Origin of the sequence: Bacillus jepli (assembly GCF_047238305.1) — a bacterium.
GTDB lineage: Bacteria > Bacillota > Bacilli > Bacillales > Bacillaceae_L > Ferdinandcohnia.
In genome coordinates, this window is sequence record NZ_JBDFMO010000001.1 from 1015271 (window position 1) to 1031814 (window position 16544).

Annotated in this window: 18 protein-coding genes and 1 rRNA gene; 1 reads left to right on the forward strand and 18 read right to left on the reverse strand. The window is 37.8% G+C overall.

Features of this window, described 5'->3' with window-relative positions:
* Positions 1-149: 149 nt before the first annotated feature.
* The 6 genes from yabG to metG form a co-directional block, all read right to left on the reverse strand.
* Positions 150-1037 (reverse strand): sporulation peptidase YabG, encoded by an 888-nt coding sequence (yabG, locus tag ABC371_RS05265; RefSeq protein WP_412895835.1) that lies wholly within the window; start codon positions 1035-1037, stop codon positions 150-152.
* Positions 1038-1149: 112 nt separating this feature from the next.
* Entirely contained in the window at positions 1150-2040 is an 891-nt protein-coding gene (gene rsmA, locus ABC371_RS05270) for a 16S rRNA (adenine(1518)-N(6)/adenine(1519)-N(6))-dimethyltransferase RsmA (RefSeq protein WP_412899283.1), read from the reverse strand.
* Positions 2040-2600, reverse strand: coding sequence for a ribonuclease M5 (gene rnmV, locus ABC371_RS05275; protein ID WP_412895836.1), 561 nt, complete (start codon positions 2598-2600; stop codon positions 2040-2042). The genes rsmA and rnmV overlap by 1 nt, the downstream gene beginning before the upstream one ends.
* A gap of 134 nt (positions 2601-2734) precedes the next feature.
* Positions 2735-3931, reverse strand: coding sequence for a resuscitation-promoting factor (locus ABC371_RS05280; RefSeq protein WP_412895837.1), 1197 nt, complete (start codon positions 3929-3931; stop codon positions 2735-2737).
* Positions 3932-4156: 225 nt separating this feature from the next.
* Positions 4157-4924: a TatD family hydrolase gene (locus tag ABC371_RS05285; protein WP_412895838.1), complete on the reverse strand. Its 768-nt coding sequence runs from the start codon at positions 4922-4924 to the stop codon at positions 4157-4159.
* A gap of 185 nt (positions 4925-5109) precedes the next feature.
* On the reverse strand, positions 5110-7113 hold the full coding sequence (gene metG / locus ABC371_RS05290; protein ID WP_412895839.1) for a methionine--tRNA ligase: 2004 nt from the start codon (positions 7111-7113) through the stop codon (positions 5110-5112).
* Positions 7114-7532: 419 nt separating this feature from the next.
* Here metG and abrB point away from each other — a divergent pair, with 419 nt between their 5' ends.
* Positions 7533-7817: a transition state genes transcriptional regulator AbrB gene (gene abrB, locus ABC371_RS05295; RefSeq protein WP_229142056.1), complete on the forward strand. Its 285-nt coding sequence runs from the start codon at positions 7533-7535 to the stop codon at positions 7815-7817.
* A 44-nt stretch (positions 7818-7861) separates the two neighbouring features.
* On the opposite strand, the gene rsmI is transcribed toward abrB, so the two are convergent.
* The 12 genes from rsmI to rrf form a co-directional block, all read right to left on the reverse strand.
* A complete protein-coding gene (gene rsmI, locus ABC371_RS05300; RefSeq protein ID WP_412895840.1) occupies positions 7862-8737 on the reverse strand; it encodes a 16S rRNA (cytidine(1402)-2'-O)-methyltransferase in 876 nt (291 codons plus the stop codon).
* The gene (locus ABC371_RS05305; protein ID WP_412895841.1) at positions 8703-9002 is read right to left on the reverse strand and encodes a GIY-YIG nuclease family protein; all 300 of its coding nucleotides are present in this window, start codon (positions 9000-9002) and stop codon (positions 8703-8705) included. The genes rsmI and ABC371_RS05305 overlap by 35 nt, the downstream gene beginning before the upstream one ends.
* Complete coding sequence (locus ABC371_RS05310; protein WP_412895842.1) at positions 8989-9732, reverse strand: tRNA1(Val) (adenine(37)-N6)-methyltransferase; 744 nt, start codon at positions 9730-9732, stop codon at positions 8989-8991. Before ABC371_RS05310 ends, ABC371_RS05305 begins: the two co-directional genes overlap by 14 nt.
* 89 nt (positions 9733-9821) lie before the next feature.
* Complete coding sequence (gene yabA, locus ABC371_RS05315; RefSeq protein WP_412895843.1) at positions 9822-10175, reverse strand: DNA replication initiation control protein YabA; 354 nt, start codon at positions 10173-10175, stop codon at positions 9822-9824.
* 13 nt (positions 10176-10188) lie between these two features.
* Complete coding sequence (gene ricT / locus ABC371_RS05320; RefSeq protein WP_136380345.1) at positions 10189-11016, reverse strand: competence/sporulation regulator complex protein RicT; 828 nt, start codon at positions 11014-11016, stop codon at positions 10189-10191.
* On the reverse strand, positions 11009-12013 hold the full coding sequence (gene holB / locus ABC371_RS05325) for a DNA polymerase III subunit delta' (protein ID WP_412895844.1): 1005 nt from the start codon (positions 12011-12013) through the stop codon (positions 11009-11011). Before holB ends, ricT begins: the two co-directional genes overlap by 8 nt.
* A gap of 19 nt (positions 12014-12032) precedes the next feature.
* Positions 12033-12473: a YaaR family protein gene (locus ABC371_RS05330; RefSeq protein WP_412895845.1), complete on the reverse strand. Its 441-nt coding sequence runs from the start codon at positions 12471-12473 to the stop codon at positions 12033-12035.
* A 58-nt stretch (positions 12474-12531) separates the two neighbouring features.
* Positions 12532-12861 carry a cyclic-di-AMP receptor gene (locus tag ABC371_RS05335; RefSeq protein ID WP_077620134.1) on the reverse strand — a complete coding sequence of 110 codons (330 nt, stop codon included), beginning with the start codon at positions 12859-12861 and terminating at the stop codon, positions 12532-12534.
* A 165-nt stretch (positions 12862-13026) separates the two neighbouring features.
* Complete coding sequence (gene tmk / locus ABC371_RS05340) at positions 13027-13659, reverse strand: dTMP kinase (protein WP_412895846.1); 633 nt, start codon at positions 13657-13659, stop codon at positions 13027-13029.
* A gap of 16 nt (positions 13660-13675) precedes the next feature.
* Positions 13676-15109 (reverse strand): aminotransferase class I/II-fold pyridoxal phosphate-dependent enzyme, encoded by a 1434-nt coding sequence (locus tag ABC371_RS05345; RefSeq protein ID WP_412895847.1) that lies wholly within the window; start codon positions 15107-15109, stop codon positions 13676-13678.
* Positions 15110-15232: 123 nt separating this feature from the next.
* Positions 15233-15451, reverse strand: coding sequence for a sigma factor G inhibitor Gin (locus ABC371_RS05350; RefSeq protein WP_412895848.1), 219 nt, complete (start codon positions 15449-15451; stop codon positions 15233-15235).
* A 923-nt stretch (positions 15452-16374) separates the two neighbouring features.
* A 5S ribosomal RNA gene (gene rrf, locus ABC371_RS05355) occupies positions 16375-16490 on the reverse strand.
* Between the last annotated feature and the right edge of the window lie 54 nt (positions 16491-16544).

Sequence of the window (16544 nt, forward strand, 5' to 3'; positions counted from 1 at the left end):
TTTTTATTACAAATTTCTCAACACACAAGCGATAGTATGCTCAAAAGCGGAGCCAATATGTATATAGATCAAGATTTCTTTTCATCGACAAAATTTTCACTTTCTCCCATATGTAATAAAATACCAAAAGGACCTCTAGCGATATGCCGTTAGAGATCCCCTTTTTCCTCTTCAACAACCAATCTTTGATAAGGCATACCTGTTCTTAATACACCTTTAGTTTCAATCCCACCAAGACCTTTTTCTCCTGTTAATGTATTGCGAAGAACATCCCATACATTGATTCGTTCATCAAATGGAGTAAAACTAATTTTTGCTACGATATATACAGGATCTAATGCGTGTATATTGACTCTAGACGGTGAACTTGCATAATTCGCCCCCGCACGTATCAAAGACTCAAAATGAGACTGACAGGCGCCCGCAAAGATGACAAGTTGATCTAAGTGTGGGAATTTTTTTCGGGCTTGTCGAACCGTTTGAGCAAAATGGCGGGAATGTCGGTATGCTTTTAGATCCGTAACCTTTCCCTTTGATTTTGAATATGAATCATGACCAGTTATAACAAGAATATCTGGCCTGTATCTATCAAGTAATCCATCAATCTTTTCTGGCATTTCTTTTTCATGACAATAAACCCCATATACAGGAATACCGATTTTTTCATATAACATCAAACATTTTCTTAAATAGTTCGGATCACCATCAATATGCAGAACTCTTCCCGGAATTTGAAAAAACTCTGCATTATTGGTATATCCTCCTGTAGCATGATATTCATTTTTTTGTCTAATTAGCTGATAGTCCTGCCGAAATAGTCGATATGAATGATCGATTTTTTCCCGATCAGTTCTTTGTCTTTTCTGTCTTTCATCCTCATCCACTAAAACTAAGTCATCATACGGAGCATCTGCAATCAACCTTACATCCTCACCATATAAATAAACAGTTTGGTTATGTGTAATTTCTGTTACTTTGAACAATAAATCAAACTGATGTGATTTACGTGCAACAATATCGCCAACCTTTATTTCCATCCTCACCCACTCCAACTTTCGAGGTTATTTCGCTATTGAGATGCCTACTTGTTAGCCTATGCAGTACGACCCTAAGTGGTGAGGGAGAAAGAAAGGGTGCAAAAAAGACCTACTATTCAGCAGGTCCTTCGTTAAAAGTTCGATATAATTCATCACTTAAACGTCCAAACTCTTCGATTGATAATGTTTCACCACGGCGTCTTGGGTCGATATCTGAAGTGGCTAAACATCCTTCAATCGCCTCCTTAAATGCCTTCCCTTTTGGCAAATTAGAGGTCAAGTTGTTTAAAATGGTCTTTCTCCTTTGTCCAAAAGAAGCACGAACCACGTCAAAAAAGAATGACTCATTTTCTACTTTAACAGCAGGTTCTTTTCTTTTTAACAAACGAATCACTGCTGAATCTACATTTGGCTGAGGAACAAATACAGTTTTAGGTACAATCATAACTGTTTCTGCGGTTGTATAGTATTGGATAGCAATTGATAATGAGCCATAATCCTTTGTACCAGGTACAGCTGAAATGCGATCTGCCACTTCCTTCTGAAGCATGACTACGATCCCCCTGAGTGGGAGGTTTTCCGTTAGCAACTTCATTATTATTGGCGTTGTTACATAATAAGGGAGATTCGCAACCACCATAATATCATCGATTCCCTGCATTTTTTCATTAATGACCGACTGGACATCTGCCTTTAAAACATCCTCATGAACAATTTCAACATTTGGATATGGTGATAGGGTGTCTGCTAAAATCGGCAAAAGTCGCCCATCAATTTCAAACGCAACCACCTTTTTCGCGCGCTTAGCAAGCTGCTCGGTTAATGCACCGATTCCTGGTCCAATTTCAATCGCAGCCGTCTCTTCTGTAACTTCTGCATGATCGACAATGCGATGCAAAATATTCGTATCAATTAAAAAGTTTTGGCCTAAGCTTTTCTTAAAAGAAAAACCGTGCTTTTCTAAAATGGCTCTCGTTCTTATAGGTGTGGCTATATCTTTCATCACTTTGCCTTTTCCCCCTGTAACACTTTTTCAACTGCCTGGTCAAATGCCCTTTTTGTAATTTGGAACATCTGTAGACGCTTATAAAGCTGTTTTCCGTTAGTATAACCAATTTTTAAAAGAACGCCTAGCTTTTCCCTTCGTTCCTTTGCCTTGGTCCCTCCAATTAATCCTGCGTCCACCAGAGCGTCGAAATCAATTTCTGAGTGAAAGTACCCTTGTTCCTCTTTAACGTCCGCTAAGGCCCTTCGAATCGCCTCTGGAGTGGCATGCTCAACGCCCACCTTTTTACCAGACTTTGCTAATGCCTCATTTTTAGGTAAAAACGCATGCTTACATCCTGGAACGGCTTTTGCGACAATCTTACGAATTCGTTCACCAGGATAGTCGGGATCAGTAAAGACAATAACTCCTCTCACTTCATGAGCATGTTTAATTCGTTCTAATACTTCTTTATTAACAGCTGAACCGTTTGTTTCAATGGTATCGGCATCAACCGCTCGTTGGATGGCGACAGTATCATCTTTTCCTTCAACAACAATTATTTCTTTTATTTTCATTTTTTATGAAACCTTTCTGGATTTAATTCGTCTAACAATATAGATACAAATATTACATAAGTATAACAAAAAAGACAAAAGCATAAAAAGACAGACATAAAAAAACAGAGGAAATCTCCTCTGTTATGTGCAAGTTAATTTAGAATTTGAATCTTGACCTTTCGTTGCCCCCAGCGAAAGGCTTGAGATTTTTCTGAGAAAAAGACGTCAATCTTATAACCCTTAATATCAGTACCCTTGTCGGCAGCTATTGCATAGCCATATCCTTCTACATACACTTTAGTACCTAAAGGAATGATACTTGGGTCTACCGCAATAACCTTAACATTTGGATTCGCACGAAGGTTTATTCCTGTAGCAGTTGTTCCTGAACACCCGCTACAATACGCTGTATAAGCTGTTGATGATACATAGAATTCCTTCGCTGCATTAGCTGTACCACGGGAAACCTGTTGCACGATTTCACGTGTACCAACTGCAACAACCTTATCCTTACTATCCGCTAGGGTTTCGGTTTTTATCAGATCTCTTGAAACTTCTTTTCCATTCTCAAGAACAACTTCATAGTGCTTTGCAACTTTACCTTCTTGACCAGGAGTTACAACTTTTTCCTTGCCTTTATCAATGTTGTTGTCCTTTTTACGTACAACTCCAAAGGCAACTGATTCTTCCACTACATCGGTGACTTTTTCTACTCGTACAACATTAACGACACTATTTGCTGTAATCTGTTCTTCCATTCCTGGCTCTACTCGATCCAATTCATTTAGTGCAACATTTTGACCTTTTAAAAAGTCAGCGACAGTAGTCGAAGTGGACCAAACTTGCGTTTCAGTACCGCCGTCATTAAGCGTCAGTTGAAAGGCTTTTTCAACTTCTACTTTCATATCTTTTGTTAACTTTGTATCTAAACTTGGATTGACTTTATCGTGCTCTGTAATTTCTACCTTCGCATCTTTGAAAAGATCTTCCACGGTTTTGACTGTTGTCCAGACCTTTTGCGGTTGGTTATCAACAACCATTTCAACCGGAATGGCCTCTTGCCATGTTACTTTCAAATTGTCCTTTATTGCCGTATCCATAGATGGTGAAAGCTCGTCATGTTTTGAGACATCAATCTCTAAATCTTGTAGAACTTCAGCAACCGTGTTTGCGTGCGTCCTTATAACTTGCTCTTTTCCATTTAACGATAGTGTAACTGTATCCTTGGTTGTTTCATATGCAGCATAACCTGAACCGGCACCTATTAAGACTATAAAACTACTTATCGAGACTATTATTCTCTTTTTGTGCTTCGACTCGGAAAACAGTTTTTTCATGTTTGTAAGCAAATGAAAAACGCCTCCTTCTCTCAGTGGATTATATAAAGGATATATTAATCTGTCAACCCCACCCCTTCTTCACGTCACCGTTGTAAAATATTATGCAAGAAGAGTTTTTAAAAAGAAAGAATTAGTTGTCGACAAAGATATATATGAGACGAAGGAGACATGTAGAACTTTTTCTAATTAGCTTATCATTGGACAAGCACCCCTACTATTTGACAAAAATTGCTATCATTTTATGCCGAAAAATCGCATCGCATTGTCGGATGTTTTTTGTGCAATTTCCTCAAATGACACCCCTTTTAGCTCGGCAATTTGCTCTGCTACATATTTCACATAGCTTGGTTCATTTCGTTTTCCGCGAAAAGGATGTGGAGTTAAATAAGGACAATCCGTTTCAATTAAGAGGCGATCAAGTGGAATCTCTGCTGCCACTTCTTTTGGCTTTTTCGCGTTTTTAAAGGTAACAGGTCCACCAAATGAAATGTAAAAATTCATATCAATACATTGTTTGGCAACTTCGATACTACCTGTAAAGCAGTGCATAATCCCACCCACTTCACTTGCATTCTCTTCTTGTAGAATTTCAATAATATCAGCCGTTGCTTCACGATTGTGAATAATAATCGGTAGTTTTACTTTCTTTGCTAACGCAATTTGCTTCCGAAAGACTTCCTTTTGAATATCCTTCGGAGACTTGTCCCAGTGATAATCAAGTCCCATTTCACCTAATGCCACTACCTTTGGATGGGCACTAAGCTCTTCAATCCATTTGAGATCTTCGTCCGTCATATCAATCGCATCAACTGGATGCCAGCCAACTGTTGCATAGATAAACTCGTATTGATCTGCTAGTTCAATCGCTCTTGTAATCGTCTCTCGGTCAAAACCGACGACAACGATTCTTTCAACACCTTCACTCAGTGCTCTTTCGATTACTTCTTCTAAATCTTCTTGATACTGTATCGCATTTAAATGTGCATGGGTATCAATTAACATTTTAAAGACTCCTTTATTAATTTCTTGTATGTAAAAAGGACAGATGACTCTGTCCTTTTATGTCTAACTCCAGGCGCCATCGGCTCTCTGGTCTAAGCCAATCGCTTCGGAAGGTAAAATGCACCTTCTGTCAGCGCTCGTCTTATGCTTGTCACCGATAGACGGGCTCCGTGTGCTTTTTCTTGTTATTTCACTTTAGCTCCATTTGGTAGGCTTTGATCAATCGTTGCGACTGATAGCTTTCCATCCACAGATCCCGCTAAAATCATCCCTTGTGATAGCTCACCACGAAGTTTTACAGGTTTAAGGTTTGTTACACAAATCACCTTTTTACCTACTAGTTCTTCTGGAGTGTAATACTGAGCAATACCCGAAACAACCTGACGTTTTTCAAAGCCTAGATCCAATTGAAGCTTTAAAAGCTTATCAGCTTTTTTTACTGGCTCTACTTGAAGCACCTCAGCAACGCGAAGCTCAACCTTCATGAAATCATCAATTGTGATTTCATCTGCTTGTTCTACTTCCTTTACAGGCTCTTCTTTTTTCGTACCGCCCTGCATTTTCTCCTTAATATATTCAACTTCCTCAGCAATTTCTAAACGAGGGAATATTGGCTCACCCTTTAAAACCTGAATTCCTTCTTGCTTTATTCCAAATTCAGCTAAGCTTTCCCAAGTTTTCAATGCATCATCTTTCATTCCAAGTTGGGCAAAAATTTCTCCTGGAGTTTTAATTAAAAATGGTTCAAGCATAATAGCCGCAAAACGTAAGGATTCTGCTAAGTGACTCATGATAGAGCCTAGTTCTTCCTTTTTCGCCTCATCTTTTGCAACAACCCATGGTTGGGTTTCATCAATGTATTTATTTGTACGACTAATAAACTGCCATAGGGCTGTCAGCGCAACAGAAAACTCCATCTTTTCCATTGCCTCTTCATATTTAGCAACAGTTTCCACGGCAAAATCCGCTAGTTGAGTATCATATTCTGATTGATTTCCTTGATACATTGGAATGGTGCCATCAAAATATCGCCCAATCATCGCAACCGTACGATTTAATAAATTTCCTAGATCATTTGCTAAGTCAAAGTTGATTCTTTCAACAAATCCTTCTGGAGTAAACACTCCATCAGCTCCAAACGGAACCTCACGCAATAAATAATAACGTAAAGAATCGAGTCCATAACGGTCAATTAATGTGACTGGGTCCACAACATTTCCCTTTGATTTGGACATTTTACCATCTTTCATTAACAACCAGCCATGGGCAAATACCTTTTTCGGTAGCGGTAAGTCTAATGCCATCAGCATAATTGGCCAATAGATTGTATGGAAACGAACAATTTCCTTTCCGACTAAATGAACATCAGCTGGCCAATATTTTTGATATTTACTATCATCTTCTGTACCGTAACCTAAAGCGGTAATATAGTTTGATAACGCATCAATCCATACGTAAATAACATGCTTTGGATCTCCAGGTACTTTTATTCCCCAATCAAAGGTTGTTCTTGAAACAGCCAAATCCTCAAGTCCAGGTTTAATGAAGTTATTAATCATTTCATTTTTGCGAGACTCTGGTTGGATGAATTCTGGATTTTCTTCATAGTACTTTAGTAGACGGTCGACATATTTACTCATTTTGAAGAAATAAGATTCTTCCTTCACCTTTTCAACTGGACGTCCACAATCCGGGCAATTACCATCAACTAATTGTCTTTCGGTAAAGAAGGACTCACAAGGTGTGCAGTACCAGCCCTCATACTGATCAAGATAGATATCCCCTTGTTTTACAAGTTGATCAAAAATCTTTTCAACAACTCTCTTATGACGATCTTCCGTTGTACGGATAAAATCATCATAGGATATCTCAAGCTTCTTCCAAAGATCCTGAATGCCTGATACAATCTCATCAACATATTCTTGTGGCGTAACGCCTTTTTCCGCTGCAGATCGTTGAATTTTTTGACCATGCTCATCGGTTCCTGTCAAAAACATGACATCGTATCCACGTAGTCTTTTATAGCGAGCCATAGCATCTGCTGCTACAGTTGTATAAGCGTGTCCTATATGTAATTTCCCACTTGGATAATAAATGGGAGTGGTTAAATAAAATGTTTTATTGTCTTGAGCCATCTCCGTAAACCTCCTCTTAAAAGTAACTCGAATAAACAAGACTTTCCTATTCATCTATTCCTATTATATCTTCAAAATATACCTAAAGCACAAGAGGAATGTCAATTTATACAGATTAATATCTATATGATAATTAAAATAAACAGTTACAATTCGACAAAAACGTTGAAAACCTATTTTTTCGACAAAAACCTAGCTATATTTGTAGAATTTTGTCGAATTCATTTTACAAATTTCCCTCTAATATGGTACAGGTTTTTTTAAGAATGAGTAGATTGATAATGTTAAAAATCTCATGAAACCCTTCTGTTATAAGACACAACGTACCATTTTTATACAAATTTTAAAAGAATTGTAGTTAAAAATGATTGACGTTAAATGGAAATCTTGATATTATTATCTAGAAATCAATTTGTCGAAAATTGACGATAGAGAGAGATAAATAATTAGAAATATTGAGAGGAGAAAAACAAATGAAATCTACAGGTATTGTTCGTAAAGTTGATGAATTAGGTCGTGTTGTTATTCCTATCGAACTTCGTCGTACATTAGACATCGCTGAAAAAGATGCTCTTGAAATTTATGTTGACGATGACAAAATCATTTTAAAGAAATACAAGCCAAATATGACTTGCCAAATTACAGGTGAAATTTCTGATGATAATTTCACTCTTGCTAATGGTAAAATCGTTCTTAGCCGTGAAGGTGCTGAACAAATCTTAAAAGAACTTCAAGACAACCTTACAGCTGTAAAATAATAGATGTTACAAAAGCTTCTCTACCCGAGAAGCTTTTTTCATTATTATAAGCCGTGATATTCTTGATATATTTCTCTCTTTTGCTGATTCCGATCTTTTGCCACTTGTTTAATAGCTTCTTTCGTTGTCATGGCCCCCGTCTCAACATAGTGGTTTACATGTTGTTCGATCGATAGGTGCTCCCACCAAACCTCGGAAGTAACCAATTCGCTTTTCTGGGCTCCTTCCACAACAAGACAAAATTCACCGCGAACTGTATCCTCCTCCGTCCATGTAAGGATTTCATCCAAGTCCCCACGAATAAACTCTTCAAACTTTTTCGTTAATTCTCTGGAAACGGTAATTTGTCGATTTCCTAATACCTCTTTCATCAACTTCAACGTTTCCTTTAAGCGATGTGGTGCCTCATAAAAAAGCATCGTTGCTTGAATATGAACTAAGCCTTCCAATTGCTTTCGCTTCTCTTTCTTATTTCGATCTAGGAAACCGTAAAAATAGAAGGGTTGAGTCGAAAGTCCAGAAGCGATAAGAGATGTTAACGCTGCGTTCGCACCGGGTAGTGGAACGACATACATTTTTTCTTGAACCGCTTCGACCACTAATTCATAGCCAGGATCAGAAATTGTCGGCATGCCTGCGTCACTTACAAGTGCTACATCTTTTCCTTCGCGTAATAATGACAGAATTTTATCCCCGCTTACCTTTTTATTATGTTCATGATAACTAATCACAGGTGTTTCAATTTCAAAATAATTACAAAGCTTTTTTGTTTGCCTTGTATCCTCTGCCGCAATATAAGCAGATTCCTTCATAATCTTAATTGCACGGAAAGTCATATCCTCCAAATTCCCAATGGGAGTTGGAACAAGATATAAAGTTCCATATTCATAATTTGGTTGAAAGCTTTTTTGCTGCCACATAGCGTTCCTCACTTTCCATTGCCAGCAACCGTTCCTTCTCAGGCCGCTTTAATCGTTTAAATCTATATTCTGCGCGCATCGCCTCTTCTTTTGTTTCAAATTCCTGCGCAAATAATAACGTAATTGGACCTCTACCTCTTGTATATTTGGCGCCTTTTCCCTCATTATGCTTTTTCATCCTCTGATGAAGATCTGTTGTATAACCTGCATAATAGGTTCCATCCTTGCACTCCACGACATAAAAATAATGCTTATTCGTCTCCATAGAGAATTGTCCTTATCTCTTTTGTGTACTCTTTGTGTTCATCATATACATAGAGTGGAGGTAAAATTTTCAGATCAGCATTACCTTGTTTGATTCCTTCAACTAAGATCGTATTGGCCTCTTTCCCCAACCTTGGATGTACAAATTGCAATCGTTTTGGCTCAACCCTGTATTGTCTCATCAAGGTAAGAATGTCCATTAACCGCCCGGGGCGATGAACAAATGCAACCTTTCCTCCTTGCTTAACCAACTGACTACTTACACGGACAACATCCTCTAATGTACAATATATTTCATGTCGAGCAATCGCAAGATGTTCATTTTTATTGATTTCATCTGCCTTAGGAGTTGGAAAATACGGTGGATTACACGTCACCACATCAAATTTCCCACGACCTAATTTTTCAGGCATATCTTTAATATCCCCATGAATAATTGAAAGTTGTTTTGTTAGATCATTATACTCGATGCTGCGTTTTGCCATATCATAAATACGTTCTTGTATTTCAACGCCGGTAATCTCTGCCTTCGATCTCCTGCTTAATAATAACGGAATCACCCCGTTACCTGTACATAAGTCAATGATTTTTCCTTTTTGAATGGGCACATACACAAATCTTGCTAAAAGCACCGTATCCAATGAAAAAGCAAAGACAGAAGGACTTTGGATGATTCTTAAGTTCTCCGCTAATAAATGATCTAATCGTTCACCATCATATAATTGAACCATTGCAATCTGTTTCCTTCCCTACAGTAATCTATATATCATTATAAGGCTTTTCCTAGAAATTGAAAAAGCCCTTCCCGGTTGGAAAGGACTTATTTCTTATTTAAAAAGGAGAGACAAAATAAGCAGTCACCATCAGTACGGACACTTCCATAATGTACATTACAAATATGAAAGCCCTCTTGATAAAGTCTAGCTAAATTATCATATCCCTCTCCGATATCAACTAGTCTAGCTTCTGGTAAGACTTTGTCACTTTTTTCCTCTTTTTTCTTTGAAATGGATTGATCAAGTCGGCGCCGTAAAAGGTCGTTCTCCATTTTCAGATTGTGATTCTCTTCAAGTAATTGCCCAAGATGTTCTTTCAATTCTCCTAGCTGTTTGTACAGATTTCCAATTTGACTCTCCATACTACTAACAGATTCAAAAATATCTTTTTTATCCACGCATTCCACCTCGTCATTCTGTGGCTTGAATCGAAATCGCTCCTTCTTTCAGTAGTTCCTCCCACGTATATTCGACAACTCGTTCACGGCCAATTAATTCTAACTGAAGCACTCGTTCTAAAATATTAAGTCCAACAACTTTCCCAGCACCACTTGTGGTTTCAATGACATCCCCAAGGTCTGGAAGCTGTTCTTTTGCACTTTCATACTCATCATTCTCATATTTTAGACAGCACATTAATCGACCACATAAACCTGATATTTTAGTAGGGTTTAATGAAAGGTTTTGATCTTTTGCCATCTTAATTGAAACCGGCTCAAAATCACCTAAGAAGGTTGAGCAACAAAGCATTCTTCCGCATGGACCAATTCCACCAAGCATTTTGGCTTCATCACGTACCCCAATTTGTCTTAATTCAATTCTCGTACGGAAGATTGCCGCTAAATCCTTTACTAATTCGCGGAAATCAACGCGCCCATCTGCTGTAAAATAGAAGATTACTTTATTTCTATCAAACGTATATTCTACATCAACAAGCTTCATATCAAGGCTATGTTCTGCTACTTTTTCCTGACATACGTCATACGCCTCTTTAGCCGCTGCTTTATTTTCTTCTACAATTAATTTATCTTTTGAATCCGCAATGCGGATGACCTTTTTCAATGGAAGTACGATGTCATGTTCATCGACTTGCTTTTTATTTATAACAACCTTGCCAAATTCAATTCCTCTAACCGTTTCGACAATAACAAATTCACCATCAGGAATTGTAAAACCATTTGGGTCAAAGTAATAAATTTTTCCCGCTTTTTTAAAGCGTACACCAACTACATCATACAAGCTTATATCCCTCCTGTAACTTTATTACCAATTGCTCCATTAATAAATGTGGGTTCATGTTGGTGTATAGACGACGTTTTGCCTCTAATACCGCTGCTATTTGATCACTCACACGTCGAGTTGACGTCTTAAGTGCATGTTGTTTAAAACTCGTAATCTGGTCATGAAAAATAAGCTTTTCTTCATCACCAAGCTGTATATATAATAAATCCTTAAAAATTAGCAATAATATATCTAAACCAAAGCTAAGCTGCTCTTTCTCTTTAAAATGAGGTAACCATTGGTCCTGCAGAAAAAAGAAAGCATGAGTTGGCCTTGTATGGATTACTTCATATAATTGTAACACTATTGAACGGGACTGTCCAAACCATGTGTCTTCACTTAATTCGCGTGCTTCTTCTAAATTATTGGTGATATGAGCAACAAGTGAAGCCATCGTAGGAGATATTCCTTCATCGATCAACCGCTCAGAAATAACTTTTGGAGCAAGTGGCTGAAACGATAAAACCTGACATCGGGATAAAATCGTATTTAAAATCCGATGGATTTGTTCAGTTAACAAAATCGCTACTGTTTGACTTGTCGGCTCCTCTAGAAATTTCAATAGACTATTTGCGGCATTCGTCGTCATTTTATCAGCGTGATTAATCAAATACACTTTACGATTTGACTCTACACCTGTTTTTGAGAACTCTTCCTGCAATGCTTGAATCTGCCACTTTTTAATCGACTGACCATCCGGCTCAATGAGATGAACATCAGGATGGTTCCCCGATGAAATCCTCCGGCAATTCGTGCAGTCATTACACGGTCTATACCCGTTTGGTTGCTGACAGAAAAGACTCTTTGCTAAAAGATAACCGACTTCCTTTTTACCTGTCCCTCGACTTCCTTCAAATAAGTAAGCATGGGCCACTCTGTTCTTCCTGAGACTATTTTCAACCATTTTTAATACAAGTGGTTGATATTCCTGCAGTTGTTCCCATGTTTTTTCCACTATATATCACTCTTTCAAATCACGTATATAAGTTGATTAATAGTCCTTTTATTAATCCAACTTTTCCGAGAATATCAATTGACCCTTTTTCTTGGTTAACCATTTGTTCGGTTAAGTCCAATAGTTCTTTGTCAATTGTCTCAACAAGCTTATGTGTTCTTCCTTGTCCATTAAAATTCCAGCTATGGGTATCTTTAATATCCATCCCATACTCTACTGCCTCATGGATAAAGCGTTTTACAAGGGATTTATAGGAAGCCAAATCCTGAAAAGTTTGAGAGCGAGAGAGTCGTTCTCCCGCCATGTCAATTTGAGTAAGCAACTTCGTCAATTGTTCCATTTGAAGCTTATTTCCTTCTTGATGAACAATTTTGATGAAAGTAAGATTTCCCGAAACTTTATTGGAAGTATTCGGCTGATTTTTATCTATATTCACACGAAAATCCTGGTTTATCTTCATAAGACGTTAAAACACCTCACAATCAAATACGCCTTGGCGTATTTGTGCATGAATAAAGTTAAAATTGATGGAATTCATCAATTGGCAATACAAACACAGTGGCTCCACCCACTTCAACCTTTACTGGAAATGGGACAAAAGAATCTGCATTTCCACCCATTGGTGAAACAGGGGCAATCATCTGCTCCCGATGTTTGCAATTATCCTTGATAATATCTAATAATTTATTCACGCGGATGTCCTCTGTTCCTACAAGGAATGTAGTATTACCTGATTTTAGAAATCCACCTGTAGTAGCAAGCTTTGTTGCTCTAAAATTATGTTCAACTAATGCCTGTGACAAACGGTTGCTGTCCTTATCCTGCACAACTGCAACAACTAGCTTCATCGTTTTGCCTCCCTTTATTTTACCACTTTTACGTGTTCCTTCATATTACGAAATTTGGTAACAAAATGTGCGAATGTCCATGTTTGTCTTTATTCTATAACAAGTATAGCCAGAACGAAAAGAAAAACCTCAAAAATCATCTGACTTTTGAGGTAATTTACACAATTAGCCTTTATGTACATGGCTTTCAATCAATTCAAGTGCTTCCTTTGTTACTACATCAAGTGAGTTTTCCGCATTAATGGTGTAAAATCGGTCCTTAAATCGATCTGCAACCTTTACATATCCTTCATACACCTTTTGATGAAATGAAAGCTTCTCAAGATCAAGGCGGTTTACTTCTCGATCATCATTCTTCTTAATTCTTGTTAGACCTTTTTCAGGTTGGATATCAAAGAAAAGCGTTAATGATGGCATAAGACCATTAATCGCAAATTCATTAATCGATAAAACCTCATCAATTCCTAGTTCACGTGCATAGCCCTGATACGCTAGTGAACTATCAACAAATCGGTCACACAGAACCATTTTTCCTTCTTCTAACGCTGGAATAACTTTCTCGACTAAATGTTGCCGACGAGAAGCCGCATATAAAAGCGCCTCAGTACGTGCATCCATTTTTGTATTGTTCTTATCTAAAATGACAGAACGTATTTGTTCAGCAATATCGATTCCACCAGGTTCTCTTGTGGAAACAACATCATATCCTTTTTTTGAAAGCTCTTCCTGAAGGATTCCTAAAACAGTGGTTTTTCCAGCACCTTCAGGACCTTCGAGTGTTATAAAATAACCTGTCACTTTTCGTTCAAGCCCCTTACATATCTAATATCTTAATATTGTTTTCCTTCATATCTCTGCCTTGAAAATGTGCACCTGTCTCAATATAAGTAGTAAGGATTTCAATGTGCCGTTCAGTTACACATTCTCCTTCCATTAGGACAGGAATTCCGGGTGGATAAGGTATAATCATTTCTCCGGAAATGTTTCCGATTGCATCTTTAAAGGAAACAGCCTTTTTATTGTACCCTTTTATTTCATTATAGCAAAGAGCAAGTGTGGAAACTGACTTTCCTTCATGATGTAAATCAATAAATCTACGTTTCACCGGCAAATATTCTTTAACAGCACGCCTTATTTTTATAAAGAGTTCATCAGCATCAAAGCCTTGTGATAATGGTAACACAAAAAGAACATTATTTGGGTCAGCCATTTCCGTAAAAAGACCTTCTTTTTCAAAGCAACTTTGCAGCTCGTATCCAGTCAACTTACATTGTGATTGGACTGTAAGTTTTAATAAATCTGTTTGTATGTCATGTTTTTTTGAAGTTACAACTTTTATTTGTGGTATTGCTTCAAGTCTTTGAGTCAATCTAGATATCCTCTCCATAATTTGGTTTGTCCCCTTTTCCTTCACTTCAGCCAGGTAATGCCTAGCAAGATCAAGCGAGGCCATAATTGGATAGGATGGACTACTCGATTGCAACATTTGAAGATAATACTCAACCTCTTCATGTGTAATAAGCTGGCTATTTATATGTAAAAAGGAACCCATGGTCATTGCTGGGAGAGTTTTATGCGCAGAATGCACCACCATATCAGCACCTAATGAAACAGCAGACGAAGGAAATCCTTCAAGCAAAAAATGGGCTCCATGGGCCTCATCGATTAAAACTACTGCACCTTTCTTATGTGCATACATAATAATTTGGGCTAATTCTTTTTGATTCGCCATTCCATAATAGTTGGGATTTGTTAAAATAACAGCCTTTATTTGTGGGTATGTATCAAATGCCTCCTTTACTGTTTTAAAGGAAACATAAGAAGGAACCTGGACTTCATCATCATAGGTTGGATGAAGAAAAACAGGTCGTGCTCCAGCCATTTTTAATCCATTTAAAATCGATTTATGGGAATTTCGTTGCACAAGGACTGTATCCTTATTAGAGCATGCTGCAAGAATCATTGCCAAATTCCCCACAGTAGAGCCATTTACTAAAAAGTAGCTTTTTTTAACTCCATATAAGTCTGCCACTAATCTTTCTGCTTCCAAAATAGACCCTTGCGGATGATGCAAATCATCGAGCCCAGTCAATTCTGTCGCATCAATTTCTAATACTTTATGAAAATAGGCATATCCCTTATTGGAAAACACTTGTCCATATTTATGCCCTGGTACATGCATTGATTGAGGTCTCATCTTTGAATGGTGATCGAGTGCATCAAACAATGGGGTTTGTTGTTGATTCATAGTGATATATACCTTTCTTATGTACTTTACCTTATTATAAAGCAAAAAAAGGGACCTATTCCACTAGGTCCGACTTTAACTTGGGATTGCACCTAACGCAAAGCAATGCCAAGTAGTTTAAAACTATGAATATATCTCTGGGGTTGAAACTTTTCTAAGCCGATCTAAATAAAATTGATACTTAGGATCATTTGTTTCTGTACGGATGATATCTTGCTCACAATCCAAACAAATGAATTTTGTATAAAGGTGTATGCCTCTGTCTTTCTTTTGCTCACATATAATACACGTTTCCCCATAATGGTTTCTATTTGCGAGTGAACTCACTGCCTCCACCTCCATACACATATTTTGCCCGGGTTTCCAAAATGTATACACAATTATAAAAATAACGAACAGTTTTAATTTAATTTATTTAGCAGTCTATGAAACTCCGGGGCTAGTTTGTGTATGTCTTAGATTAAAAAATAGTAACTAAAGCTGCACTTTGTGGCAGCTGCTCAGTGTGTTGCAATTATTTTACTGGGTGGTCAAACGACTGGCTCATTTGCGCATATTTCACTGGTGATACATCAATTAGCTTGTTTGCGGTATATCATTTATTGGTTTGTGGGTGCGTGGTATACCGGTGATGGGGTTTGCGGTATACCAGTTATTGTTTTGCGATTGAGCGATATACCGCTAATGGGGGTTGCGGTATACCAGTTATCGTTTTGCGATTGAGTGATATACCGCTAATGGGGTTTGCGGTATACCCGTTATCGTTTTGCGGGTGAGTGTTATACCGTTAATGATGTTTACGGGTTTACTGTTACCTGTTTTTTTACAAATGAGAACCTTTTTATGGCGTTTGCGGGATCAGCGTTTCCTAATATTTTACAATCACAAACCTCTTTAAGGCATTTACAGGAACAGTGTTTCCTAATCTTTTACAATTCAAAGTCTCTTTAAGACGTCCGCTTGGTCATTATTACCTAATTTTTGCCGTTATTAAAAATGACAATCTAAAAAAGCTTTTTTATTGGCTAGCGTTACTTATTCCTTTATCTAATCCATGAAACAGGAACAAATCGGCACTTTTCGTTACCACTTCCTTCTTCACAATCTCAAAAGTGGCACGATTACGTCCTTTTCGTTACGACGTTAGTCTTTCCCCATAACAACTACCAAATAGGCATGTTCTGCAAACCATACCACCCTACAATTAATTCCACTCAAAAAAACAATACAAAAAAAGACCAACCATATCGGCTGATCTTTAATGTGCCTAGCGACGTCCTACTCTCACAGGGACAAAGTCCCAACTACCATCGGCGCTGAAGAGCTTAACTTCCGTGTTCGGTATGGGAACGGGTGTGACCTCTTCGCTATCGCCACTAGACTATGTTGAAGGATTCATTCCTTCAAAACTAGATAACGCTCCTACATTCATCAT